This is a genomic window from Gordonia hirsuta DSM 44140 = NBRC 16056, assembly GCF_000333015.1.
Lineage (GTDB): Bacteria > Actinomycetota > Actinomycetes > Mycobacteriales > Mycobacteriaceae > Gordonia > Gordonia hirsuta.
The window spans coordinates 1-25,010 of sequence record NZ_BANT01000044.1 but is presented as its reverse complement, the minus strand read 5'-3'; the positions used below and the strand labels follow the sequence as shown (position 1 = coordinate 25,010).

Here is a 25,010-nt window from a genome sequence, read left to right as displayed (position 1 = left end):
ACGTGCGACTCGTGATTGCCGAATGCCAGGTCGACTATGTGGGCCGCCTGACGGCGCACCTGCCGATGGCCCGCCGTCTCCTATTGATCAAGTCCGACGGCTCGGTCAGTGTCCATGCCGACGACCGTGCCTACAAACCGCTGAACTGGATGAGCCCGCCGTGCTGGCTCACCGAGGAACCCGCGCCGCAGGACACCGATGCCCAGGCGCTCTGGGTGGTGGAGAACAAGGCGGGCGAGCAACTGCGTATCACGGTCAACCAGATCGAGCACGACTCCTCCCATGAGCTCGGTGTGGATCCAGGACTGGTCAAAGACGGCGTCGAAGCGCATCTGCAAGAGCTGCTCGCCGAACATGTGCAGACCCTGGGCGAGGGGTACACGCTGATCCGCCGGGAATACATGACCGCGATCGGGCCGGTGGACCTGCTGTGCCGGGATGCCGATGGGCAGACCGTCGCGGTGGAGATCAAACGGCGCGGCGAGATCGACGGCGTCGAACAACTCACGCGCTACCTGGAACTGCTCAACCGTGATGCGACGCTTGCCCCGGTGGCCGGTATCTTCGCCGCTCAGCAGATCAAGCCGCAGGCCAAGACGCTGGCCACCGATCGGGGCATCCGGTGTGTGACGCTCGACTACGACCGCCTACGCGGGACGGAAAGCACCGAGTTCCGGCTCTTCTGAACGGCAGAACCGGAACTCGGCGGGTGAACGCTATCCGGCCGAAGCGCTCAATACCTCAGGCGCTCGCCCGCGGATGATCCTGCTGCTGGTCGGAATCGAAGTCCTCAAGCAGATCCTCGGTGTACTCGTCGTCGACCGCATCGAGGACATCGGTGGTCTCCAGGCCGGGATGAAAATCCGCGGCGTCGAACCGGTCGCGACCGACCAGGGTCCGGTTGAGCAGATCCAGATCGTCGGCCTGGGTGGTCGCCACCAGGGCGCGCTCGTCGTCGGACAGCTCCAGTGCTGCCGGCAGTGCCTTGAGATGATCGCGCAGGGCGTCGAGGTGATCGAGGATCTGCTGGTGGGCGCCGTGTGCGGCCTGAGCCAGATCCCGCGAACGGGTCAGCCGGGCGGTGGCCACGTGATGGGCGGCGCCGCGCAGGCCGGCAGCATCGTCCTGTGCGGCGGCGACGATCTCGTCGGCCTGCTTCCGGGCCTGCTCCAGCGCTGCGGCGATCTCGCGATCGGCGGCGGCACGGTCGGCAGCGATGCGGTCGGTGGTCTCCTGCGCCTCGGTCTGCGCGGCGGCGGCCTGCGCCTCGGCCTCGCTGATGATCTTGTCGGCCTGCTCCTGGGCCAGCTCGAGGGTCCGCGCGGCCGCGCTGTCGGCCTCGGCGAGCGCGGACTGTGCCTCCTGGCGGGCGACCGAGAGGACCTCGGCGGCTTCCTCGTGGGCGGTGCTGCGGATCTCGCCGGCCTCCTCGGTGGCCAGGGTCAGCATCCGCGAAAGCCGCTCGCTCATCCCGGTGACTGTGGTCGGCGGCACCGAGAGGGCCTCGATATCGGACTGCATGCCGGCGATCTGGGCGCGCGACTGGTCGAGGTGACCGAGAAGCTCGTCGGCGTGGGCGTGCGCGGAATCGCGGTCCGCGGCCATCATCGCCAGATCGGCTTCGAGCTGGCGGATGTGGTCGGTGACCTGATCGCGGTCGTAGCCGCGCATGACGATCGAGAAGGGGCTTTGACGCTGACCGGGTGCTGACATGTGGGCAACATTAGGCGCACGACACGGCGATGTCGTGGATCATCGACGGCGTGTTGTGCTGCGTTTTGGTAACGGTGTGACTGGTGTGACTCAGTGTTCCGCGGGTTCGACCAACTCCAGCAGAACCCCGCCGGCGTCCTTGGGGTGGACGAAGTTGATCCGCGAATCGGCGGTGCCGCGCTTGGGTTCGGGGTAGAGCAGACGCACGCCGTTGGCGGTCAGCACCGCGGCGACGGCATCGATATCGGTGACCCGCACCGCCAACTGCTGCAGTCCCGGGCCGTTGCGATCGAGGAACTTGGCGATGGTGGAGGTCTCGTCGAGCGGAGCCAGCAGCTGGATCACCGCACCGTGGCCGCCGGCCGGTCCGACCATGGCCTCGCGGACGCCCTGCTCCTGGTTGATCTCCTCGTGCAGATTCACAAAGCCCAGATTGGCTCCGTACCACTGCAGGGCCGCGTCCAGGTCGGGCACGGCGATACCGACGTGATCGATGGCTACGACCAGATCGCCGGCGCCGCGCATCGCGGCAGTGGCCTGGTTCACGTCTTGAGGGGAGGAATTGCTCATGCAACCACGGTAGCGTTGAACGCATACTGCCTTATCGCGAGGTCGGCTTTCCCTGGCTTCGGGCAGTCCCTGGCCTCGGTCAGATCCTGTCGTCGGTTCGACCCCGTTCTCTAGGAGTACTCACCCCATGTCCGATAACACCACCGTCATCGTCTCCGGTGCCCGCACCCCGTTCGGTCGCCTGATGGGCTCGCTGAAGGGCTTCTCGGCCGTCGATCTGGGCGCGATCGCCGTCAAGGGTGCGCTCGAGAAGTCCGGCGTCCCGGCCTCGGAGGTCGACTACGTGATCATGGGCCAGGTGCTCACCGCCGGTGCCGGCCAGATGCCCGCGCGGCAGACCGCGGTGAAGGCCGGGATCGGCTGGGACGTCCCGGCGCTGTCGATCAACAAGATGTGCCTGTCGGGCATCGACGCGATCGCCCTGGCCGATCAGCTGATCCGCGCCGGCGAGTTCGAGTGCGTCGTCGCCGGCGGCCAGGAGTCGATGACGCAGGCACCGCACCTGCTGGCCGGCAGCCGCGGCGGCTTCAAGTACGGCAACACCGAACTGGTGGACCACATGGCCTTCGACGGCCTGCACGACGTCTTCACCGATCAGCCGATGGGCGGACTGACCGAGGAAGGCAACGACACCGACGGCTTCACCCGCGAGGAGCAGGACGAGATCGCCGCGCGCAGCCACCGGCTGGCCGCCGAGGCCGCCGCCAAGGGGGCTTTCGACGAGGAGATCGTCGCGGTCTCGATCCCGCAGCGCAAGGGGGATCCGGTGCAGTTCACCGTCGACGAGGGCGTGCGCGCCGACACCACCGCCGATTCGCTGGCCGGTCTGCGCCCGGCCTTCCGCAAGGGCGGCACCATCACCGCCGGCAACGCCTCGCAGATCTCCGACGGCGCTTGCGCCGTGGTGGTGATGAGCAAGGCCAAGGCACAGGAGCAGGGCCTGACCTGGCTGGCCGAGATCGGCGCCCACGGCGTCGTCGCCGGCCCGGACTCCTCGCTGCAGGAGCAGCCTGCCAATGCGATCGCCCGCGCCTGCGAGCGCGAGGGCATCAGCCCGGCCGATCTGGACCTGGTGGAGATCAACGAGGCCTTCGCGGTGGTCGGCCTGGCCTCCACCCGCAAGCTGGGCATCGATCCGGAGATCGTCAACGTCAACGGCGGTGCCATCGCCCTGGGCCACCCGATCGGTGTCTCCGGAGCGCGGATCGTGCTGCACCTGGCCAATGAGCTGCGCAAGCGCGGCGGCGGTATCGGTGCCGCGGCGCTGTGCGGTGCCGGCGGCCAGGGCGACGCCCTGATCGTGCGGGTTCCGAAGGCCTGAGCGCCCCGGGAACACCACGACCGAACAGAAGACGGCCGCACCGAGCGCGGCCGCCTGAACACCTGACTGATGAGAAGATGACTGAAACGAATACCGCGGACCCGCAGGTCCGCAGCACCTGGTTCCTCCGCTGGTTCGATGTGGCCCAGCCTGCACCGCGCTTCCGGCTGATCGCCCTCGTCGAGGCGATCACCTGGGCCCTGCTGATCATCGGCATGGGCTTCAAGTACGGGGCCGATATCGACAGCGCGACGATGGTGCCCGGCATGCTGCACGGCATCGCGTTCATGCTCTACCTGGGCATCACCGGCTGGACGGCGGTGGAGCTGGGCTGGAGCCGCAAGGTGACCGTCCTGGCGCTGCTCGCCTCGATCCCGCCGTTCTTCACGCTGCTGTTCGAGTGGTGGGCGCAGCGCAAGGGGTATCTGGACCAGACCCCGATCTCGGCGGCCGACGGTTATGAGAAGATCTCGGAGTGACTAACCCGAGGAATCGCCAGCAGGCGGCGGCCGGTATTCAGGCCGCGGCCGCCATGTCCGGAGCCGTTGATCTGTCGGCCCTCGCCGCCAAGGCAGAGGCCTCTCGCCAAGCCGCCGCAGGAGCGTCCGGCGCCGCCGCCGGCGGCCCCGGCGTGACCGAGGTGACCGAGGCCAATTTCGAGGCCGTCGTCGGTCGTTCGCAGGAACAGCTGGTCGTGGTCGAACTGTATTCGACGCGCTCGCTGGAATGCCTGGAACTCTCGCCGGTGCTCGCCGGGCTCGCCCAGCGGGCCGGTGGGCAGTGGCTGCTGGCCCGGGTCGATGTGGACGTCAGTCCGGCCATCGCGCAGGCCTTCGGGGTCCAGTCGGTGCCGACGGTGGTCGCACTGGCCGGCGGCCAGCCGGTCTCGGCCTTCAGCGGGCCGCAGCCCGAAGCGCAGATTCAGGGCTGGCTCGACGAGATCTTCGCAAAGGTGGGCGGCATGGTCGGCGGCGGTGCACCCACTCCGGCGGCCACCCCCGAAGATCCGCGGATGGTCGCCGCCGAGCAGCTGATGAACGACGGCGACCTGGACGGGGCGCTGGCCGCCTACCGTGCCGTCGTCACCGCCGATCCCGGTCACGCCGAGGCACAGGCCGCGGTGCGCAACCTCGAATTCATCCTGCGGGCCCAGGCCCACGACCCGGGCATCGTCGACACCGCCGCACCGCACGACGTCGATGCGCAGTTGGCCGCCGCCGATGTGCTGTTGCTCAGCCAGCAACCCGAGGCCGCTTTCGAGCGGGTGCTGACGGTGGTGCGCAGCACCGCCGGTGACGAGAAGGACCGTGCGCGCACACGACTGCTCGAGCTCTTCGAGTTGTTCGATCCGGCTGATCCCATGGTGGTGGCGGCCCGGCGCAAGCTCGCCGCCGCCCTGTACTGATCCTGCAGAACTGATCCTGGCGTCATCGAATCGCGGCTGCGGCGGTCAGTGCTGCGGTGGTCCGTGCTGCGGGGTGAAGAAGACAGTTGATTCGGCCGGCAGGGTCAACCGGGCGCTGTGCGAGCGTCCGTGGCTGCCGATCGGCTCGGTCCGTACCGCACCGAGGTTGCCCACACCGGTGCCGCCGTAATCGGCCGCACCGGTGTTGAGGACCTCGGTCCAGTTACGGACCGGTCCGGGCAGGCCCAGCCGGTAGTCGTGCAGATCACGCTGGGAGAAGTTGAACACACACGCCAGCGTTCCGCCGGGCTCGTCCGGATCGGCCGACAGCCGCAGGAATCCGACCACGGTGTTGGTGGTATCGAGCGCATCGAGCCAGTCGAAGCCGCGGGCCCGGCCGTCGAGACCGTGCAGCGCCGGAAAACAGCGATGCAGCCGGTTCAAGTCGGTCACCACGCGCGCGATGCCGGCGTGTTCGGACTGCTCTAGCAGTGCCCAGTCGGGGCCGTCGGTATCGGACCATTCGGTGATCTGGCCGAACTCCTGTCCCATGAACAGCAGCTGCTTGCCCGGGTGCGCCCACTGGTAGGCCAGCAGGGCGCGGACGCCGGCGGCCCGGTCGGACCCCTCGGGCTGCCGCGACCACAGGGTGCCTTTCCCGTGTACCACCTCGTCGTGGCTCAGCGGCAGGACAAAGTGTTCGGCACCGGCGTAGGTCAGCGGGAACACCAGCTGCGCCTGGGCGCAGCCGCGGCGATGATGCGGCAGGCTCACGAAGTCCAGGACATCGTTCATCCAGCCCAGGTTCCACTTGAAATCGAAACCCAGCCCGCCGTCGGCGGTGGACGCGGTGACCCCGGGCCAGGCGCTGGACTCCTCGGCGATGGTGACCGCCCCGGGGATCTCGCGGTGCACGGCGTCGTTGAGTTCGCGGAGGAAGTCGACGGCCTCGTCGTTCTCATGGGTTCCGCGGGCATTGGGCTGCCATTGGCCGGGTCCGCGCGAGTAGTCCAGGTAGAGCATGGCCGCGACCGCATCGACGCGCAGACCGTCCAGGTGGAACTGCGAGCACCAGTACAGTGCGCTGGCGATCAGGAATTCGCGGATCTCCGCGCGCCCCAGGTTGAAGGCGTAGGTGCCCCAGTCGGGCTGTTCGCGGCGCAGTGGATCGGCGTGCTCGTACAGCGGGGTGCCGTCGAAGCTGCCCAGCGCGAAATCGTCCTTCGGGAAATGTGCGGGCACCCAGTCCAGCAGGACCCCCAGTCCGCGGGTGTGCAGGTGATCGACGAAGAACCGGAAGTCGTCGGCGGTCCCCAGCCGCGTGGTCGGAGCGAAGTAGGAGCCGACCTGATATCCCCAGGAGCCGCCGTAGGGATGTTCGGTGATCGGTAGCAGCTGCACATGGGTGAAGCCGAGCGCCTGCAGGTAGTCGCCTAGCGCGACGGCCAGTTCCCGGTAGCCGAGCCCGGGGCGCCAGGACGGCAGGTGCACCTCGTAGATCGACAGCGGCGCGGTGGTCAGATCGGTTTGGACGCGGCGGGCGAGCCAGGCGTCGTCGTGCCAGCGGTACGACGACGCGCCGACGATCACCGACGCGGTCTCCGGCGGGCATTCGGTCGCCCGGGCGAGGGGATCGGCCTTATCGCGGACCACGCCGTCGGCGCCGGTGATCCGGTACTTGTAGCGCATGCCGACGGTCGCGCCGGGCACCGTCGTGGTCCAGATGCCGTCGGGTCCGCGGTGCAGACGATGACGGTCGCCGTCCCACCCGTCGAAGTCGCCGAAGACGCTCACCGCGCGGGCATTGGGCGCCCAGACGGCGAACACGGTGCGCGCCGGATCTCCGGGAGCTCCGGGGAGCGGGTGCGAGCCCAGGCGGGCCCACAGGGGATCGGCGAGCCGGGCGGGCCCGCTCACGACGCCGGTACCCCGGTGGTCAGGCGGCGCAGGGCCGCCCGCACCGCGGCCGGATCGGTGGTCCGCCAGAACGGGGGCAGCCCGGCGACCAGATAGTTGCCGTAGCGCGCGGTGGCCAGCCGCGAGTCGAGGACGGCGACCACTCCGCGGTCACCGTCGGCACGCAGGAGGCGCCCGGCGCCCTGGGCCAGCAGCAGTGCGGCGTGGTTGGCCGAGACCGCCAGGAAGCCGTTACCGCCGTGCGCATCGATCTCCCGCTGGCGTGCGGCCAGCAACGGATCGTCGGGCCGGGGGAACGGGATGCGGTCGATCAGGACCAGCCGCAGAGCCGGGCCGGGAACGTCGACGCCCTGCCACAGGCTCAGCGTGCCGAACAGGCAGGTCGGCTCGTCGGCGGCGAAGGTCTCGATCAACGCGGAGGTGGTGTCCTCGCCCTGGCAGAGGATGGGCACGCCCAGGCGTTCGCGCAAGGCCTCGGCGGCCGCGGTGGCCGCGCGCATCGAGGAGAACAGCCCCAGGGTCCGGCCGCCGGCGGCGTTGATCAGGTCGGCCATCTCGTCCAGGGAAGCTTCGGTGGGGCCGTCGCGCCCCGGCGGAGGTAGTGCTTTGGCGACGTACAGGATCGCCGAGCGGGGATAGTCGAACGGCGAGCCCACGTCCAGGCCGCGCCAGGAGGGCTTTTCGGCGCCGGCGTATTCGGCGACCACCGGCGAGCCCACCGCGCCGGTGTCCGCGGACTCCGGTGGTAGACCCCAGGCCCGCGCGAGTGCATTGAAGCTTCCGCCGATGGTCAGTGTCGCCGAGGTCAGGATCACCGTCGAATCGGTGAACAGCGAGGTGCGCAACAGCCCCGATACCGAGAGCGGGGCGATGTTGAGGGTGCGCCGGACATTGCCGCCGCGCAGACGCTCCTCGGCCACCCAGACCACATCGCGCCGTTTGGTCACCTCGGGCTCGGCGAACACCGACAGCACCCGGACGACGGTGTCGTGCAGATTCTCCGCGGCGCTGAAGGCCATCTGCCGGGCCGCCGCCGCGTCCGCATCGCCGGGCTTCTTCCCGGTCGGTGCGATCTCGGTGCGCGCCTCCCACAACCGGTCGCGCAGACCGGCGAGCAACTCGGCCGAGCCGGCGGGCAGCCGGATCCATTCGCCCAGCCGCGCCTGATCGAGCAGTTCTTCCCACTGCGCCGACACCCCGGCCAGCGATTCGGCGGTCTGCGTGGAGATCAGCTTGCCGGCGCGCCGACTGACCTGGGTGAGTCCGGCCGCCGAGATCTCCTCGGTGCTCACCCCGGTGATGCGGTCGACCAGCTCGTGGGCCTCGTCGATCACCACGACGCGGTGTTCGGGCAGGATGTTCGCCGGACTCATCGCGTCGATGGCCAGCATGGCGTGGTTGGTGACCACCACATCGGACTGGGCGGCACGTCGACGGGCGGCTTCGGCGAAGCAGTCCTCACCGAACTCGCACGCGGCCGCACCCACGCATTCGCGTGAACTGACACTGACCTGGCGCCAGGAGCGGTTGTCGACGCCGGGGGACAGGTCGTCGCGGTCGCCGGTCTCGGTCTGGCTTGCCCATTCGCGCAGTCGGGTGATGTCGCGGCCCATGCGGGACAGGTCGAAGGCGTCGAACAGTTCCGCATCGGGTTCGGGAGCGGCCCCGGCGTGGATCTTGCTCAGACACAGATAGTTGGCCCGGCCCTTGAGGATCGCGAAGTCCGGTTCTCGGCCCAGCGGCTCGGTCAGCGCCGCAGCCAGCCGCGGCAGATCGCGCTCGGTCAGCTGACGCTGCAGGGCGATGGTCGCGGTGGAGACCACGACGGTCTCCCGCGCGGCCACCGCGTGCCGGATCGCCGGAACCAGATAGGCCAGTGACTTACCGGTGCCGGTGCCGGCCTGCACGGCCAGATGATGATCCTCGTCGATGGCCTCGGCGACCGCGGTGGCCATCTCGACCTGGCCCTGGCGGCGGGAGCCGCCCAATGCGGAGACGGCGGCGGCCAGCAGCGCGGGAACGTCGGGCAGATCGCTCACTCGACGGGTGAACCGGTGTACAGCAGGTCCCCGTCGACCTGCACCCCGACCTCGCGGAAGCGTTCCTCGGCCTGCGCCCAGGTGGTCGGCGAGATCGCCGCGGTGTAGTTGAGCAGGACCCGGGCTTTGAATCCGGCGTCCACCGCGTCCAGGGCGGTGGCGGCCACACAGTAGTCGGCGGCCAGACCGACGACGTCCACGTCGGTGATGTGGTGTTCACGCAGCCACTGCGCCAGACCGACGCCCTCGGCCGTGGCACCTTCGAATCCGGAGTAGGCGGCGCTGTAGGCACCCTTGGAGAAGACCTCGGCGAACCGGTCGACGTCAACTTTGGGGTGGAACCCGACGCCGTCGGTGTGCACCACGCAGTGCGGCGGCCACGAGTCGACGAAGTCCGGGGTCTCGGAGAAATGGTCACCGGGATCGATGTGATAGTCGCGGGTGGCCACCACCATCGGGTACTCGTCCATCAACGTGGTGACCGCGCCGGCGACGGCGGCGCCGCCGCGGACGGCCAGCGATCCGCCCTCGCAGAAGTCGTTCTGCACGTCGACGACGATCAGGGCCCGGTGGCTGGGATGTTTCACACCTCCATGATGCCTGATGTGACCGGAATTGTTCGTTAAGCGCCGGGCCGACTCAGGTAGCGCGTCCCGATCGCCGGATCGCCATGGCTCAAACCGAGCCCCTCCCAGGGCAGGCTGACCAGACCGCGGGCCAGGAGTTCGCGCGACTGCGCCAGCGTCGGCACGTCGTCGACCCGCTTTCCGTCGCGGATCAGCGGGATCTGCAGGGGCCGCAGGTTCTCTCCTGCGCGCGGCTGTGGCGCCGGTTCACCGTCGCGGTAGAGGATCTCCTCGAGCACGGTACCGGTGTCCCGGGCCGCACGGACCGCACGTTTGGCCCCGCCCAGGCTCTCCTTCTGACTCGAGCGCTTGGCCACCGGCAGGCCGTCGACCTCGACGAGTTTGTAGACCATTCCGGCGGTGGGCGCACCGCTGCCGGTGACCAGCGCGGTGCCTACCCCGTAGATGTCGACCGGTTCGGCGCGCAGCGAGGCGATCGCGTATTCGTCCAGATCACCACTGACCACGATCTTGGTGCCCGTGGCGCCCAGATCGTCGAGCTGCTGCCGGACCTGCCGGGCCAGGACCCCCAGATCGCCGGAGTCGATGCGCACCGCATACAGTTCCGGGCCTGCCACCTCGATGGCATTGCGCACCCCGGCGGTGATGTCGTAGGTGTCCACCAGCAGCGTGGTGCCGACGCCGTGCCGGGCGATCTGCGCTGCGAACGCCGCGCGCTCGTCGGGGCCGTCGTCGCCGGTGAAGGAGAGCGTCCACGAGTGGGCGGCGGTGCCGGCGCTGGGTACCCCGTAGGTGCGGGCGGCCTCCAGATTGCTGGTGGCGCCGACGCCGCACAGGTAGGCCGCACGGGCGGCGGCGACGGCGGCTTGTTCGTGGGTGCGGCGCGAGCCCATTTCGATCACCGGCCGGCCGGCGGCCGCCGACACCATGCGGGCGGCGGCCGAGGCCACGGCGCTGTCGTGGTTGAGGACCGACAGGATCAGCGTTTCCAGCACCACGGCCTCGGCGAAGCCGCCGCGCACCGACAGGATCGGCGAGTTGGGGAAGAACAGTTCACCCTCGGAGTAGCCGTCGATGTCTCCGCGGAATCGGTAATCGGCCAGCCACTGGGCGGTCGGCTCGTCGACCAGGTCGCGGACCGCCTCGAGCTCGGCCGCACCGAACCGGAAATCGGCCAGTTCGTCGAGCAGCCGGCCGGTGCCGGCCACCACCCCGTAGCGGCGTCCGTCGGGCAGCCGGCGGGCGAAGACCTCGAATACGCACTGCCGATCGGCGGTCCCGGCGGCCAGCGCGGCGGAGATCATCGTCAGCTCATACTGATCGGTCAGCAGCGCGGTACTCGTCACATTCGCTACCCTATAACTCATGGGGCGCGAAGAAGCGGCACCCGGCGGTAGCACCGGTACTGCGGTGGCCGAACCGGAGACGATCATCGACAGACCCTGGGTGACGATCGTCTGGGACGACCCGGTGAATCTGATGAACTACGTTTCCTACGTCTTTCAGAAGGTCTTCGGCTATCCCGAACCGAAGGCCCACGAGTTGATGATGCAGGTGCACACCGAGGGCAAGGCCGTGGTGTCTTCCGGTGACCGGTCCAAGGTCGAAGCCGATGTCCGCAAGCTGCATGCGGCCGGTCTCTGGGCGACCATGCAGCACGATAAGTGATGCGTACCTGGACCCGGCACGGCACCGGTGACGACCTGCGCATCTGCTCGAACCTGGAGAGCTACGAGTGCCAGCTACTGGCCTCGATGGTCCATTCGACCACCGAGATGCTGGCCGAACGGCGCGGATCGGCGCCCCAGGATGCGCTGGCCGAGCTGACCGGGATCCGCACCGGGCACACCACGACCCCCCGGGATGCGACGCTGGGCCGGCTGCTCCCGGACTTCCACCGGCCCGACCAGGACGAGCTGCTGGCGGCCGAGCCGTTGGCCGCCGATCTCAACGGGGCCCTGCGCAGTCTGAACGAGCCGCAGATCATCGACGACAAACTCGCTGCGGCCGGGACCGTCCTGGACACGCTGCCGGTCGACGGCGGCGATGTGGCGCTGACCCCGGAGCAGGCCGACTGCTGGCTCACGGCGCTCAACGATGTGCGCCTGGCCCTGGGCGCGATGCTGGGCATCACCGACGACTATCACGTGCCCGGCGACGACCACCCCCATGCCGGCCACCACGACGTCTACCAATGGCTCACCGTGGTTCAGGAGTTGCTGGTCGAAGCGCTGATGGGAGTCCGGTGAGCCGCGACCCGGGAGAGCCGGCTTCGCCGGGGGACCGGATCACCGAGGTTTCCGGCCTGGCCGTGGGGCATCACCAGCGACTCGACGCGCAGGTGGCGGTCGGCACGCTCACCGAGGCCGGTTCCGGCTGGGCCACCGGCACCACGGTGGTGGTGGTGCCCGATGGATCGACCACTGCGGTCGATGTGCGCGGCGGCGGTCCCGGGACCCGGGAGACGGATCTGCTGGCCCCGGAGAACACCGTTCAGGGCGCCCATGCGCTCGTGTTGTCCGGCGGCAGCGCCTATGGTCTGGCCGCCGCCGACGGGGTGATGGCGGCGCTGGAGTCGGCCGGACGCGGACTGCCGATGGATCTGCTCGGCCACGTGGTGCCGATCGTGCCCGCCGCAGTGATCTTCGACCTGCCGGTCGGCGGCTGGGACCGCCGCCCGGATGCCGGCTTCGGCGCGGCAGCACTGGCCGCGGCCGGACCCGACTTCGCCGTGGGCACCGTCGGTGCCGGCACCGGTGCGCGTGCCGGTGCGCTCAAGGGCGGGGTCGGCACCGCCTCGATTCGCCTCGGCGAGGGACCGGCACAGGGGCTGACCGTGGGGGTCCTGGTGGTGGCCAATCCGGTCGGTGCGGTGATCGATCCGGTCACCGGACTTCCCTGGGGCGGTGACGATCTGGCCCATCACGGGCTGTCTGCGCCCGATCCGGCGCAGATCCAGGCGCATGCCGCACTGCAGGCCAAGGCCACGATGCTCAATACGACGATCGGGGTGGTGGCCACCGACGCGCAGCTGAGTACGGCCGCGACCCGCCGGCTGGCGATGTCGGGCCACGACGGGCTGGCCCGCGCGATCCGGCCCGCGCATTCCCCGATGGACGGGGACACCCTGTTCGCGGTGGCCACGGGGCAGACCGAGGCCGCCGCCGACCGGCAGCTCCCCATGCCGCCGGGGATGGATCCGCAGGCTCCGCTGGTGGCGCAGCTGTGCGAGGCCGCCGCCGTGGTGACCCAGCGCGCCGTGGTCGGTGCAGTCCTGGCCGCGACCGCGGTCGGATCGGTTCCCGCCTACCGGGACGTGCTCGATTCGGCGCTGAGCCGGCGAGACCGCCGATGACCGGAGCGGTGACCGGCCCGGTGACGCCGGGCGCTCCGGCGCCGCGGCCGTACTGGCAGCGCTGTCTGATCGTCATGGTCACGATCACCGCCGGACTGTTCCTGATCGAGGCCGTCGACGCGGCCGGCGGATACCGGCTCGATCAGCACGGCATCGTCTCTCGGTCGGCCGACGGCCTGACCGGCATCCTGTGGGCGCCGTTCCTGCATGCGGACTTCGCGCACCTGATCGCCAACGTGATCCCCGGTGCCGTGCTGGGCTTTCTGCTGCTGATGGCCCGACGTTTCCTGGTGGTGACCGCGGTGGTCTGGGTGGTCTCCGGGCTCGGTGTCTGGCTGATCGGGCCGGCCAATGCGGTGACCGTGGGCGCCTCGGGCATCGTCTTCGGCTGGCTGAGCTATCTGCTGGTCCGCGGACTCTTCAACCGGATGTTCGGACAGGTCCTGCTGGGACTGGTGCTGCTGGTGGTCTACGGCAGCGTCCTGTGGGGTGTGCTGCCGCAGCAGGGACCGGTCAGCTGGCAGGGCCACCTGTTCGGGGCCGCGGGCGGCGTCCTGGCGGCCTGGATGCTGGCCGGACGCGACTCCCGGGCGGCCCGCGGCCGGGCGGTCTCGCCGTCCCCGCAGCGGCTATAATCGACGCCATGCCGGTGCCTGCGGAATTCGTTCCTGCCTACTTCGACACGCTGGTGATCAGCGGTTACGACTTCACCGACGGGCAGGTGCGGAGTCACTACGCGCTGACCGGGCCCGATCCGGCGCAATCGCTGGAGTTCACCGAGACCTTCGACTTCCGCGAGCTCGGAGCCACTTTCGACGGCCCGGAGGACCGGCCCGACGAGCGGCTGCTGCGTCTGCTGACGATCACCGCCTGCGTGAGCTACTACAAGCTGGCCGCACCGTCGCGTCTGCATCTGGGATTCGCGGTCACCGACTTCGAGCGCGACTACCTGGCCCAGGTGATCCGCGGCGGTCTGGGCGAGTTCGCCTACGAGAACGATCTGCCGGCCGCACTGGAACCGGAGATCACCGCGGACGGCGCTCTGGAGCAGGTGCCGGGCGCCCAGACGCCGGACACCTGGCGGGTCGACGCCCCGGCGCTGGTTCCGGTCGGCGGCGGCAAAGACTCGATCGTCACCATCGAGACGCTCAAGGCCGACGGGCAGCAGCCGGTCCTGTTCAGCGTGAACCAGTACCAGCCGATCGACGACACCATCGAGGTCAGCGGGCTGACCGGGGTACGTGTGCGTCGCCGCCTGGACCCGAAGATGGGCGAGCTGAACAAGGCTGGCGCCTACAACGGACACATCCCGGTCACCGCGATCAACAGTGCGATCGCCCTGCTCACCGCCGACCTGCTGAGCCTGGGTTCGGTGGTGATGAGCAACGAGCAGTCCGCCGATATCGAGAACCTCGTCTGGCACGGCTTCGACGTCAACCATCAGTGGTCCAAGAGCATCGTCTACGAGAACCTGCTGCGACAGACGCTGGCCGACTACGGACTGAACCCCGACCGGTACTTCTCGCTGCTGCGTGCCCTGCCGGAGACCGCGATCGCCGACCGGTTCGCCTCGTGCACCCAGTACTTCGACGTCTTCGTCAGCTGCAACCGCTCGTTCGCTCTGGATCCGGAACGACGACGCTCCCGCTGGTGCGGCGAGTGCCCCAAGTGCCTGTTCGTGTACGTGATCCTGGCCCCGCGGATCGGCAAGGAGCGCATCTGCGAGATCTTCGACGGTGATCTGCTCGACGAGACCGAACACCTGGAGCTCTACCGCGAACTGGCCGGTATGACCAAACACAAGCCCTTCGAGTGCGTCGGTGACTACGCCGAGGTCGCCGAATCCCTGGTCTCGCTGATGGACCGGCCCGAATGGGCCGATGATGCGATCGTCGTGGAGATGACGCAGAACCGCGACGAACTGACCGAGCGGGCTGCGGGCAAAGCCCCGATCGTGCCGTCGAAGAATGTGCCTGCCCACTACGCCAGAGTCTTCGATGCCCTCCTCGCCCCGTGAGGCCGCGGCGTCCGGGGAACGCCGCGCGCACGGTGATCTGGCCGGTGCGCGGGTAGGGGTCTGGGGGCTGGGCCGGGAAGGCCGGGCGGTCACCCGCACCGCGGTCGCCGCCGGCGCCGCCCAGGTCGTCGTCGTCGATGCGGCCACGGCCGACCCCGGTGAGGACTTCGGTCCGAAGGTGACGCTGCTGTGCGGCGATGCGCACCTGACCCGCTTCGCCGAGTGCGATGTGGTCTTCCTGAGTCCGGGGGTGCCGTGGTTCCATCCGCAGCTGGTGGCTCTGCGGGAGGCCGGGGTTCCGTTGTCGTCGGCCACCGACCTGTTCCTCACCTCCGCTGCCGACCGGACGATCGGTGTCACCGGCACCAAGGGCAAGAGCACCACGGCCTCGTTCCTGGCGCACACCCTGCAGCGGCTCGGCGAGAACGCCCTGGTGGCCGGGAACATCGGACTGCCGTTGCTGGAGGTGCCCGACGATCCGGGCCAGACGGTGATCGCCGAGATGTCGAGCCAGCAGTGCGCGGCGATCGGGGCGTCGCCGCGGATCGCCGTGGTGACCAATCTGGGCGAAGACCACCTGGACTGGCACGGGGGAGTCGACGGCTATGTGCGCGCCAAAGCGCAGATCTTCGCCGGCGGGACGCAGGTGCTGATCTGCCAGAGTCGCGCTCTGGCCCAGCTGCGCGGGGTCACGCAGCCGACGGTGCCGTTCCCGGAGACGGTGATCACGCAGGAGGCGATCGTCGATCGCTGGCCGTCGGTGGATCGGATGAATCCACTCTCACCGATGATCTATCCGCACAACCAGGAGAACGGGCAGCTGGCGGTGCTGGCGATCGAGGCGCTCCTGCAGCGGACTCTCGACACCGCGGAGATCATCGATGCGATCGACACGTTCAGCGCACTGCCGCACCGGCTGGAGCCGGTCGGGCGGACCGGGCAGACGCTGTGGATCGACGATTCGCTGGCCACCACCGCCGAAAGCGTGGTCGTGGCGCTGTCGGCGATGCCCGCGGACCGCTCGGTCGCGGTGATCGTGGGCGGACTCGACCGTGGAATCTCCTACGCCGAACTCGACGAGTTCCTGCTGTCCGGGCAGCGCGACGTCCAGCTGATCCAGATCCCGTCGAACGGGACGAAGATCGGCGAAGCCTTCGCTGCGGCTGCCCCGGACCGGGTCCACCGGGCCGGGGATCTGATCGAGGCGGTCCGGCTGGCTGCCGGACTGCAGGTCGGCGCGGTGCTGCTTTCCCCGGGGGCGCCGAGCTACGACTTCTACGCCAACTTCGAGGAGAAGTCGGCGCAGTTCCGGCGCGCTGTGCTGCAGCTGTGAGTCCTCCCGGACTCCGGTCGGGGAGCTAGAAGGTCGCGAGAGTCCGGCGAACGACTACTCGCGGTCCGTAGGCGGTCTTCTCCTTGCCCACCTGGCGGTAGCCGAGGTCGCCGAACAGCTTCAGGCTGGCGGTGTTGTCCGGATGGATCGTCGCGCGGATCTCGTACTTTCCGCGGTCCATCGCCGTCTGCTCGAGTCCGAGGATCAGGCTGCGACTCAACCCCGCGCGTTTGTGACCGGGCCGGGTCATCACCAGTTTGAGGTTGATCGACTCGACGAGTGCATCGGCGTCGTCGGTCTCATAGCGGCGGATGCTCTCGGGACCGAGTCCGGCGTCGTAGAGGATCGCCAGCGAGACCAGGGTGCCGTCGGTGTCGCTGCGCCAGCCGAGGACCTGGTGCGCAGGATCGGCCAGACATTCGGCGAACATCGCGGAGTCGTTCTTCCGCAGGACAGCCCTCTCGCCCAGCGATGTCAGGGTCACCTGCTGCAGTTCCAGCACCTCGTCCAGATCGTCCGGGCCCAGCTGCACCCGGGTGAAGCCGGCATGGGAGGTGCGCAGGGTCTCGTAGTCGGCGTATCCGCGATGGGTCGGCACATCGTTGGCGAAGCAATACTCCATCCACTCGCCGATCAGCGCCCGGATGTTCCGGAAGGATTCGGGGCTTTTCAGGATGGTCTCTCGCAGGATCACCGGATGCCCGATCGCGCGGAAGAAGCGGTTGCGGAACAGATCGTCGGTGAGCGCGAAGTCCAATGCATCGCGTACGTGCAGGATGTGCAGCGTCTCGAAGAAGGTGAGGTAGTTGCTCATGTGGTACCGGTCGGCGGCAGTGATCTCCTCTTCGAGGAGGATCTTGCGCCACAGGATGCCGATCTCGGCGTCGCTGGTGAAGCTGGTCTGCAGGTCCCGGATGAACTCGGCCTGGGCGATGCGTTTGGTCAGACGCACCTCGTACAGGACCAGCAGACCACCGATACCGCCGCCGATGGCCAGGGCGACGGCCAAGGCGCCGGGCCAGAAGATGTGAACGACGATGATGAAGAAGAAGAAGAGCATCACCGAGGCTCCGGTGACCAGCACTTGTCTGCGGCGTTGGCGGCGAATCACGCGGGCCAGCCTAGCCCAACGCCGGACCCGCGCCTGTTCCCCGTTCGCCCAGATAACGGACCGGTCAATGCCGGGTGTTCTCGGCCGGTCGCGACCGGGGCCGTGGCAGAGTGACAGCTATGCGTTTGACGGTCCTCGGGTGCTCGGGAAGTGTGAACGGACCCGGTGCGCCGTGTTCGGGCTATCTCCTGCAGGCCGACGGTCACGATCCGGTCCTGCTGGACTGCGGGCACGGGGTCTTCGGCGAACTGCTGCTGCACGCCGATCCCAATAAGGTCGCGGTTCTGCTCTCGCATCTGCACGCCGACCACTGCTTGGATCTGCCCGCCATGCTGGTGTGGCGCCGCTGGGCCCCGGAACCGGCGACCGAACGTTCACCGCTGTACGGGCCGGCGGGCACCGCCCTGCGCATCGGCGCCGCCGCGTCGGAGTATCCCGGTGAGATCGACGACATCACCGATACCTACGAGGTCTACGAGTGGAGCGACCGGAGTGTGGTGACGGTGAACGGGCTGATCGTCGAACCGTTCAAGGTGGTGCATCCGCCGGCGACGTTCGGGCTGCGGATCACCGGCCCCGACGGCGAGGTCTTCGTCTACAGCGGGGACACCGGTGTCGGGGACGTGGTGGTCGAACTGGCGCGCCGGGCCGATCTGTTTCTGTGCGAGGCCTCGTGGACGCATGCGCCCGGGGTGCGGCCGGTCGGGATGCACCTGTCGGGGGTGGAAGCCGGGCAGATCGCGATGGAGGCTCGGGTCCGTTCGCTGGCCCTGACCCACATCGTGCCGTGGACCGATCCGGACGAGATCCTCGACGAGGCCCGCGCGGTCTACAAGGGGCCGCTACAGCTGGTCCACCAGGGTCAGGTGATCGAGATCCGGCCGCCGTTCAGCACCGAGACACCCGCCCACGGTATCGACGTCCGCCACTGACTTTCCGGTTCCGGACTCGGCGCCCCGGCCCGGGATGCCCGGGCGCGGCGAGCGGCTAGAGTTCAGGGTGTGACCACACGAGCAGACGGCCGCGCCGACGATGAACTCCGCCCCATCTCCTTCACGCGAGGTTTCACCTCCAATCCAGCCGGTTCGGTCCTGGTCGGCTTCGGGAACACGCGCGTGCTGTGCACCGCTTCGGTCACCGAAGGAGTTCCGCGCTGGAAGAAGGGCTCCGGCGAGGGCTGGCTGACCGCCGAATACGCGATGCTGCCCGGGGCGACGCACGAGCGGTCGAGCCGGGAATCGGTGCGGGGCAAGGTCGGCGGCCGCACCCACGAGATCAGCCGCCTGATCGGCCGCTCGCTGCGCGCGTGCATCGACCTGTCGGCGCTGGGGGAGAACACCATCGCGATCGACTGTGATGTGCTGCAGGCCGACGGCGGTACCCGCACCGCCGCCATCACCGGAGCCTATGTGGCACTGGCCGATGCGGTGACCTGGCTCAAGGCCGCCGGCAGGCTCTCCGACCCGCAGCCGCTGAGCTGCCTGATCGCCGCGGTCAGCGTCGGCGTGGTGGACGGCCGTGTCCGGCTGGACCTGCCGTACGAGGAGGATGTGCGCGCCGAGGTCGATATGAACGTCGTCGCCACCGATTTCGGCACCTTTGTGGAGGTGCAGGGCACCGGAGAGGGCGCCACCTTCCCGCGGGCCACCCTGGACAAGCTGCTCGACGTCGCCATGAGCGGCGTCGACCAACTGGTGCAGGCTCAGCGCGACGCCCTCGCCGCGCCCTACCCGGGCGTGCTCCCGTCTGCGGAGTAGAACGATCGTGACACGGCTGCTGCTGGCCAGCAACAATACCAAGAAGCTCGCCGAACTGCGCCGCGTCGTCGAGGGCGCCGGGATCACCGGACTTCAGGTGATCGGACTCGGCGACGTCGACCCGTATCCCGAACCGGTGGAGGACGGCGCCAGTTTCGAAGAGAATGCGCTGTTCAAAGCCCGGGCGGCGGTGGCGGCCACCGGACTACCGGCGCTGGCCGACGATTCCGGGCTGACCGTCGAGGCGCTCAACGGTATGCCCGGGGTGCTCTCGGCACGCTGGAGTGGTGGCCGCGGCGATGAGGCCAACAACGATCTGCTGCTGGCCCAGCTGGCTGATGTGCCTGCCGAACGCCGCGGGGCCGCCTTCGTCTCGGTGTGCGCGCTGGTCGATCCGGGAGGCGAGGAAGTCCTCGCCCGCGGGGAGTGGCGCGGAACGCTCGTCACCGCCCGCCGCGGCGCCAACGGGTTCGGCTACGATCCGCTGTTCGTTCCTGCCGACGAGATCGCGGGGGGCCGGACCTCGGCGGAATTGACTGCGGCGGAAAAGGATTCGCTCAGCCACCGGGGAAAGGCACTGGCCCAGCTGGTGCCGGCGCTGCGTGCCCTCGCCGAACACTGAGACGTCCGCTGACCCCGGGGAGTCAGATCCCGAAAGTGCTCTTCACTTCCTGAGCGCGGATGTGCTCGAACCAGAAGCTCAGGAACGGGATGGTGCCGGCCAAGCAGGTGATCACCGTCTTACCCGCCGACCAGCGGACCTTCATCCCCAGATCGACGGCGGTGATCAGGTAGAGCACGTAGATCCAGCCGTGCGCGATGGCGATCAGCGGGTAGCCGTCACGACCGAAACCGTATTCGGCGATCATGTTGGCCACCAGCAACAGCAGCCACACGCCGGTGATCCACGCCATGATCCGGTAGCGCAGCAGGGCGCCCTTGATCTTGTCGATGCCGACGGTGACCGCAGCGCCTGCCGGAGCGGTGCTCGGCTGGTCGCTGCCCTGCTGGGCGGGGCTGGACTGGGCGGGGCTGGGCTGGTCGGTCACGGAGCATCCTTGGGTCGGTGGGGCCGGTCGAGTTCGGCCAGATAGCGGTTGTATTCGGTCAGACCGGGCTCGTCGGCGTCGTCGTTCAAGGCTGCGATACCAAAGTCGGTGGCGGTCGGTCGCTCGGGCAGAATACCGGCCGCGATTTCGCTCGGACCACTGCGTTTGCGTTGGGCTTCGACCGCCTCCGGATCGGCCTCCATCACCACGAACCGGCGATAGGCCCAGAAGATGGCGACTGCGAAGACCGGCCATTGCAGCGCATAGCCCAGGTTCTGTGCGGTCCCGGAAGCAGACTCGAAGCGATCCCACTGCCACCAGCCCAGGGCCAGGCAGGCGGCGGAGGCGATGACGACGAGCACGATCAGCGCCGGCCGGTGACGCGTTCGAGTGGGTTGGGCAGTGTCTTCCACATGCTCGACGGTACCCGTTGTGCCGGTGTGACCCGCACCCCGCCGACTAGCTAAGCTGAGCCTAACCTTCTACAAGCGGGAGTTGGAATGGGTAAAGGATTCCAGGGCGCGGTGCTGCGCGCGCTCGGCGCCAAGGAGCATCTGGCGACGGTGGTGCGCACCGAACAGATCTCGTCGGCGGTGATCCGCGTCGATTTTGTGAGTATGACGCTGCTCTATCCGGACGGAGAGAAACCCTCGGCCTGGATCCGCGCGTGGTTCCCGGACGTCGAGGGCGGGAGCAAGATGTTCCAGCGCGGCTACACGCTGATGAACCCGAATCCGGCGACCGGCGAGTTCTCCCTCTGCTTCCTGATCCACGAACCCGTCGGACCGGCCTCGGCCTGGGCGGCTCGGGCGCAGCCCGGCGACGAGCTGGTGGCTCAGCGTATGGGCGGCGACGGCTGGGAGCTGAGCGGACTGCCGCCGGCGGGGTATCTGCTGGTCGGTGATGTGGCGGCCTGGCCCGGTATCCGGTCGATCCTGGGCGAGCTGCCCGGCGGCGCACCGGTGCGGGTGTTCATCGAATACACGAACGACGACGATCCGCAGCTGGATCTGCCGCAGCGCGATGACCTGGACCTGCAGGTGACCTGGGTACCGCGGCGTGCCGACGGGCGTGCCCTGGTCGATGCACTCGGGGAGCGGGACTACCGCGGATTCAAGTCCTGGGTGGCTGCCGAGAGCACCGCGACTCGCTTGGTCCGTTCCAAACTGAGCGGCGAGCACGGGCACAACAAGGGCACCATGGCGGCCCAGGCCTACTGGATCGCCGGCCGGGCGATGGGCAAGCAGGCCGAAGCCGACGAGCTGGCGCAGGCGGCCGCCGCTGAGCAGCCGCGTCCCGACGCCGCCGGCCCAGAGAATCCGGCACCGGTTCCGGAGCCTGCATCGGTGGCCCCGGCCGCGGTCCTGCGGCCGGCGCTCCCGGCGTTCATCCTGTCGGGCCTTGTCTCCCTGGTGCTGGCCGCACTCGCAGTGGTGCCGCTGATCCTGTTCGCGGAACTGGCCCGCCGGCTGGTCGCCGGTGACGGGCGTCAGGCGTTGATCGACGTCGGGCTGACCGGCGTGATCGTGCTGTTGGTCGGCACCGCACTCAGCGCACTGCTGATCACCGTCCTGCACTTCTACGACCAGTTCTTCGCCGCGGCCCTGCGTCGCCGGGTCCTGGAGAAGTTCACGCGGCTGCCGCTGGGCTGGTTCGCCGGCCGCCGCCGGGAAGAGGTACGCAAGCTCGCCCAGGACGATATCGGTGCGCTGCACTATCTGGTGACCCATGCGGTGAGTGATCTGATCACCGCGGTGGTGACACCGTTGGCCATCCTCGGCTACCTGTTCTCGGTGAACTGGATTCTGGCGCTGGCGCTGCTGGTACCGGTGGTGGTCTATGTGGTGATGGTTCTAAAGATGGCCACCGGCGACCGGCCGCGGATGACCAGGATGCTGCAGTGGGATGCGACGCTGCCCGGTGATACCGAACGCTTCATCGGGGCCCAGCCCGAGAGCCGGATCTTCGGGGGTGCGGCGACGGTCGACCTGCCCGGTGAGGTCCGGTCGATGACCGATTTCCTCAAGGATTGGCAGCACGAGACCATCGACCGCAAGGCGGTGATGATTCAGTTGAACCGGCCGATGACCTCCATGGTGCTGATCAGCGTGGTGGGTACCGCGCTCATCACCGGGGGTCTGATGCCGGCTGCGGCGATCCTGCCGTTCCTGATCCTGGGCACCTCGTTCGGTGACCGGCTGCTGGCGGCGTCGTATGCCGCGAACGGGCTGCGGGGCGGCCTGGAAGCGAAGGGATCCCTGGAGCTGCTGCTGACCACTCCGGAACCTGTCCGCGTCGCTGCCGGCCAGGGGCCCGCTGCACCGGAGGCAGGTGCCGGCCCGGCCGCGTTGCGGTTCGACGACGTCACCTTCGGCTACGGCTCCGGCCGCCCGGTCCTCGACGGTTTTTCGCTGCAGCTGCCGCCCGGCGGCACCACCGCGATCGTCGGCCCGTCCGGTGCGGGGAAGTCGACGGTCGCGGCGCTGGCGGCACGACTCTGGGACCCCGATGCGGGGGCGGTGAGCCTCGACGGCGTCGATCTGCGCGCGTACGACGAAATGGTGCTGCGCCGCCAGCTGGCGGTGGTTCTGCAGGATGTCCAGCTGGTACACGGCACCGTCGCCGAGAACATCGCGCTCGGGATGCCCGAGGCGACCCGCGAACAGATCGAAGACGCGGCCCGGACCGCCTACATCGCGGAGGTGATCGAGGCCATGCCGGACGGTTACGACACCGTCGTCGATCGCGACAGCCTCTCCGGCGGCCAGCGGCAGCGGATCGCGATCGCCCGGGCGATCCTGGGCGACCCGCGCGTGGTGATCCTCGACGAGGCGACGGCCGCCGCCGATCCGGACTCGGAATGGGAAGTGCGCCAAGGGCTCTCGCGGCTGCTGGAAGGCCGCACAGTGCTCGTCGTCGCCCATCGCCTGCACACCGTCGCCCATGCCGACCTGATCGTGGTCATGAAGGACGGCCGGATCGCTGAACGTGGGACCCGCGCCCAGCTGCTGGCCGCCGACGGCCTTTACGCCCGACTGCACGACCGCGCCATGGAGGCCTTGGCATGATCTACTCCGATCTCGTTGCCGTCACCGGTCCGGCAAGCCGGCGTGACCGCACCGTGTTCCTGGCCCTGACGGTGACGTCCACCGTGTTGCAGGCCGCCTCGGTGATGACACTGATACCCGTCCTGCATGCGCTGCTCGGTGACCGGCCGGCACAGGCGTGGCCCTGGGCGGGGCTGCTGGTGGCCGAACTCGTGCTGGCGTGGGCGGCAGACATTGTGGCCACCCGTGCAGGCCTGCGGCTGGGTTTCGCGGTGATCGACACGATGGAGCGGGCGGGGCTGGGTGCGATCCGCCGGTTGGATCCGGCCGAGCTGCATGGTCGTCGGGCCTCGAAGCTACGCGACCTGCTCAGCGGCTCGATCAGCGAATCGATCTCGGTGGTGGTTCTGCTGGGGTCACCGCTGATTCATGCGTTGCTGCTGACTCCGCTGCTGGCGCTGATGTTGTTGGCGGTGTCGTGGAAGCTGACCCTGGTGGCGCTGGCCGGTGGGCTGGCGATGTTCGCGGCGCTCGGTGCGAGCCGGCGGGCGATCGCGCGGTCCGAGGAGGCTTTTGCCGACGGGAACCGTGAACTCGACGACCGCATCCTCGAATTCGCTTGGGCGCAGCCGACGCTGCGCGGTGCCGGGGTGGGTACCGGCACGCTCGACCGTGTGGTCGCTGCGTCGCGCACTCGCGGCCTCAAATTGCTGGCCTGGCAGATCCCGGGTGAAACGCTGTTCTCGGTGGTCCTGCAGCTGGTGCTGCTGGCTTTCGGCGTGACGACCGGCGTGTTGTATCTCAACGACGACATCTCGGGAGTCACTGCGGCGGCGATGATCGTGGTGCTGCTGCGCATCGTGGAGAGCATCGGGTCGCTGTCGCTGTTGTCGACGCCATCGGCTTCGGCCGCCCGCGTACTGGGCGAGGTCAGCGAACTGGTCGAGGAGGGGGAGGCCGGGAGTGCCGGACCGCAGCCGCAGCCGCAGCCGGTGACCGGTTCGCCGCAGCCACAGACGGTGTGTCTGCGTGAGGTCGGATTCAGCTATCCCGACGGCACGCGCGCGCTGACCGGAGTCGATGTGAGCCTGCCGGCCGGCCAGATCACGGTGGTGGTCGGCGGTTCCGGCTCGGGAAAGTCGACGCTCCTGGATGTCCTCAGCGGATTGCGCGAGCCGCAGACGGGCACGGTTCTGTACGACAATGCTCCAGTCTCCGCGTCGCGGCGGCTAGCGGAGACCTCCGTCGTCTTCCAGACCACCCAGCTGCGGCCGGGAACCCTGCGCGCCAATATCGGTTCGCTCGACGACGAGGAGCTGACCGCTTTGGCCGACCGCGCCCAGCTGACCGAGCTGCTGGACGATCTGCCGGCCAGCTGGGATTCGCGCGTGGGAGAAGCGGGTAATGCCTTGTCCGGCGGTGAACGCCAGCGTGTCGGCCTGGCACGGGCGCTGGCCAAACCAGCAGGTCTGCTGCTGGTGGACGAAGCGACATCGGCGCTGGATGCGATCACCGAGCGTGCCGTGGTCACGGCGTTGGAGCAGGTGCGTGGGGAGCGGACGACAGTGATCGTCACCCACCGGCCGGCGCTGGTGGCGTTGGCAGATCAGGTCATCGTGCTCGACGAAGGCCGAGTCGCCGATTCGGGCAGCCTCCAGGACTTGCTGGACCGCGGCGGGGTCTTCGCCGACCTGTGGACCCGTTGGCGCGAGTCGGAAGGATGGCAGGTCGGCACCCGCTGATCTCGGCGGTGCAAGGGCTCAGCGCTGCGCCGAGTTAGAACGGTGGT

At 68.9% G+C, this 25,010-nt stretch carries 24 protein-coding genes; 15 read left to right on the top strand and 9 right to left on the bottom strand.

Annotated elements, in window-relative coordinates; genetic code table 11:
• Positions 1-2 precede the first annotated feature (2 nt).
• On the top strand, positions 3-686 hold the full coding sequence (nucS, locus tag GOHSU_RS14010) for an endonuclease NucS (RefSeq protein WP_024332980.1): 684 nt from the start codon (positions 3-5) through the stop codon (positions 684-686).
• 55 nt (positions 687-741) lie between these two features.
• Here nucS and GOHSU_RS14005 read toward each other — a convergent pair whose 3' ends face one another.
• Positions 742-1,713, bottom strand: a complete 972-nt coding sequence (locus GOHSU_RS14005; protein WP_155821282.1) for a hypothetical protein — start codon at positions 1,711-1,713, stop codon at positions 742-744.
• Positions 1,714-1,803: 90 nt separating this feature from the next.
• Positions 1,804-2,283: a methylmalonyl-CoA epimerase gene (mce, locus tag GOHSU_RS14000; protein WP_005943116.1), complete on the bottom strand. Its 480-nt coding sequence runs from the start codon at positions 2,281-2,283 to the stop codon at positions 1,804-1,806.
• 127 nt (positions 2,284-2,410) lie between these two features.
• On the opposite strand from mce, the gene GOHSU_RS13995 reads away from it, so the two are divergent.
• The 3 genes from GOHSU_RS13995 to GOHSU_RS13985 all read left to right on the top strand — a co-directional run bounded on the left by GOHSU_RS13995 (position 2,411) and on the right by GOHSU_RS13985 (position 5,009).
• Positions 2,411-3,604 carry an acetyl-CoA C-acetyltransferase gene (locus GOHSU_RS13995; protein WP_005943113.1) on the top strand — a complete coding sequence of 398 codons (1,194 nt, stop codon included), beginning with the start codon at positions 2,411-2,413 and terminating at the stop codon, positions 3,602-3,604.
• 77 nt (positions 3,605-3,681) lie between these two features.
• On the top strand, positions 3,682-4,083 hold the full coding sequence (locus GOHSU_RS13990; protein ID WP_005943111.1) for a DUF3817 domain-containing protein: 402 nt from the start codon (positions 3,682-3,684) through the stop codon (positions 4,081-4,083).
• 53 nt (positions 4,084-4,136) lie between these two features.
• Positions 4,137-5,009 (top strand): tetratricopeptide repeat protein, encoded by an 873-nt coding sequence (locus tag GOHSU_RS13985; RefSeq protein ID WP_024332979.1) that lies wholly within the window; start codon positions 4,137-4,139, stop codon positions 5,007-5,009.
• A gap of 45 nt (positions 5,010-5,054) precedes the next feature.
• Here the strand turns inward: GOHSU_RS13985 and glgB are convergent, their stop codons facing one another.
• From glgB to GOHSU_RS13965, 4 genes are read right to left on the bottom strand one after another with little or no spacing between them, the layout of a single operon-like run.
• Positions 5,055-6,926, bottom strand: a complete 1,872-nt coding sequence (gene glgB / locus GOHSU_RS13980; RefSeq protein WP_005943107.1) for a 1,4-alpha-glucan branching protein GlgB — start codon at positions 6,924-6,926, stop codon at positions 5,055-5,057.
• Positions 6,923-8,965: an ATP-dependent DNA helicase gene (locus GOHSU_RS13975; RefSeq protein ID WP_005943105.1), complete on the bottom strand. Its 2,043-nt coding sequence runs from the start codon at positions 8,963-8,965 to the stop codon at positions 6,923-6,925. Before GOHSU_RS13975 ends, glgB begins: the two co-directional genes overlap by 4 nt.
• Positions 8,962-9,552, bottom strand: coding sequence for an isochorismatase family protein (locus GOHSU_RS13970; RefSeq protein WP_005943104.1), 591 nt, complete (start codon positions 9,550-9,552; stop codon positions 8,962-8,964). The genes GOHSU_RS13975 and GOHSU_RS13970 overlap by 4 nt, the downstream gene beginning before the upstream one ends.
• 35 nt (positions 9,553-9,587) lie before the next feature.
• Positions 9,588-10,919 carry a nicotinate phosphoribosyltransferase gene (locus GOHSU_RS13965; RefSeq protein WP_169317535.1) on the bottom strand — a complete coding sequence of 444 codons (1,332 nt, stop codon included), beginning with the start codon at positions 10,917-10,919 and terminating at the stop codon, positions 9,588-9,590.
• Here GOHSU_RS13965 and clpS point away from each other — a divergent pair.
• The 6 genes from clpS to murD are packed head-to-tail and all read left to right on the top strand — an operon-like array spanning position 10,918 to position 16,257.
• Positions 10,918-11,220 (top strand): ATP-dependent Clp protease adapter ClpS, encoded by a 303-nt coding sequence (clpS, locus tag GOHSU_RS13960; RefSeq protein ID WP_005943100.1) that lies wholly within the window; start codon positions 10,918-10,920, stop codon positions 11,218-11,220. The two genes, GOHSU_RS13965 and clpS, sit on opposite strands and share 2 nt — an antisense overlap.
• Entirely contained in the window at positions 11,220-11,801 is a 582-nt protein-coding gene (gene aosR, locus GOHSU_RS13955) for an oxidative stress transcriptional regulator AosR (protein WP_024332978.1), read from the top strand. Before clpS ends, aosR begins: the two co-directional genes overlap by 1 nt.
• Positions 11,798-12,907, top strand: coding sequence for a P1 family peptidase (locus GOHSU_RS13950; RefSeq protein ID WP_005943097.1), 1,110 nt, complete (start codon positions 11,798-11,800; stop codon positions 12,905-12,907). Before aosR ends, GOHSU_RS13950 begins: the two co-directional genes overlap by 4 nt.
• Positions 12,904-13,542 (top strand): rhomboid family intramembrane serine protease, encoded by a 639-nt coding sequence (locus GOHSU_RS13945; protein WP_005943095.1) that lies wholly within the window; start codon positions 12,904-12,906, stop codon positions 13,540-13,542. Before GOHSU_RS13950 ends, GOHSU_RS13945 begins: the two co-directional genes overlap by 4 nt.
• An 8-nt stretch (positions 13,543-13,550) precedes the next feature.
• The gene (locus GOHSU_RS13940) at positions 13,551-14,924 is read left to right on the top strand and encodes a MurL-like N-terminal domain-containing (RefSeq protein WP_005943094.1); all 1,374 of its coding nucleotides are present in this window, start codon (positions 13,551-13,553) and stop codon (positions 14,922-14,924) included.
• Positions 14,905-16,257 carry a UDP-N-acetylmuramoyl-L-alanine--D-glutamate ligase gene (gene murD, locus GOHSU_RS13935; protein ID WP_005943092.1) on the top strand — a complete coding sequence of 451 codons (1,353 nt, stop codon included), beginning with the start codon at positions 14,905-14,907 and terminating at the stop codon, positions 16,255-16,257. Before GOHSU_RS13940 ends, murD begins: the two co-directional genes overlap by 20 nt.
• 25 nt (positions 16,258-16,282) lie before the next feature.
• Here murD and GOHSU_RS13930 read toward each other — a convergent pair whose 3' ends face one another.
• The gene (locus GOHSU_RS13930) at positions 16,283-17,368 is read right to left on the bottom strand and encodes a GNAT family N-acetyltransferase (RefSeq protein ID WP_005943089.1); all 1,086 of its coding nucleotides are present in this window, start codon (positions 17,366-17,368) and stop codon (positions 16,283-16,285) included.
• Positions 17,369-17,487: 119 nt separating this feature from the next.
• Between GOHSU_RS13930 and GOHSU_RS13925 the strand changes: the two genes are divergently transcribed.
• From GOHSU_RS13925 to rdgB, 3 genes are all read left to right on the top strand, one after another.
• A complete protein-coding gene (locus GOHSU_RS13925) occupies positions 17,488-18,300 on the top strand; it encodes a cyclic nucleotide-degrading phosphodiesterase (RefSeq protein ID WP_024332977.1) in 813 nt (270 codons plus the stop codon).
• Between the two features lie 69 nt (positions 18,301-18,369).
• On the top strand, positions 18,370-19,125 hold the full coding sequence (gene rph, locus GOHSU_RS13920; RefSeq protein ID WP_005943085.1) for a ribonuclease PH: 756 nt from the start codon (positions 18,370-18,372) through the stop codon (positions 19,123-19,125).
• 7 nt (positions 19,126-19,132) lie between these two features.
• A complete protein-coding gene (gene rdgB / locus GOHSU_RS13915; RefSeq protein WP_005943083.1) occupies positions 19,133-19,747 on the top strand; it encodes an RdgB/HAM1 family non-canonical purine NTP pyrophosphatase in 615 nt (204 codons plus the stop codon).
• Between the two features lie 22 nt (positions 19,748-19,769).
• Here rdgB and GOHSU_RS16825 read toward each other — a convergent pair whose 3' ends face one another.
• Entirely contained in the window at positions 19,770-20,078 is a 309-nt protein-coding gene (locus GOHSU_RS16825; RefSeq protein ID WP_035740334.1) for a DUF3817 domain-containing protein, read from the bottom strand.
• 92 nt (positions 20,079-20,170) lie between these two features.
• On the bottom strand, positions 20,171-20,587 hold the full coding sequence (locus tag GOHSU_RS16820) for a hypothetical protein (RefSeq protein WP_005943079.1): 417 nt from the start codon (positions 20,585-20,587) through the stop codon (positions 20,171-20,173).
• Positions 20,588-20,674: 87 nt separating this feature from the next.
• On the opposite strand from GOHSU_RS16820, the gene GOHSU_RS13900 reads away from it, so the two are divergent.
• Together GOHSU_RS13900 and GOHSU_RS13895 are read left to right on the top strand one after the other, a co-directional pair.
• Positions 20,675-23,242: an ABC transporter ATP-binding protein/permease gene (locus GOHSU_RS13900; RefSeq protein WP_005943077.1), complete on the top strand. Its 2,568-nt coding sequence runs from the start codon at positions 20,675-20,677 to the stop codon at positions 23,240-23,242.
• On the top strand, positions 23,239-24,963 hold the full coding sequence (locus GOHSU_RS13895; RefSeq protein WP_005943075.1) for an ABC transporter ATP-binding protein: 1,725 nt from the start codon (positions 23,239-23,241) through the stop codon (positions 24,961-24,963). The genes GOHSU_RS13900 and GOHSU_RS13895 overlap by 4 nt, the downstream gene beginning before the upstream one ends.
• Positions 24,964-25,010: the final 47 nt, after the last annotated feature.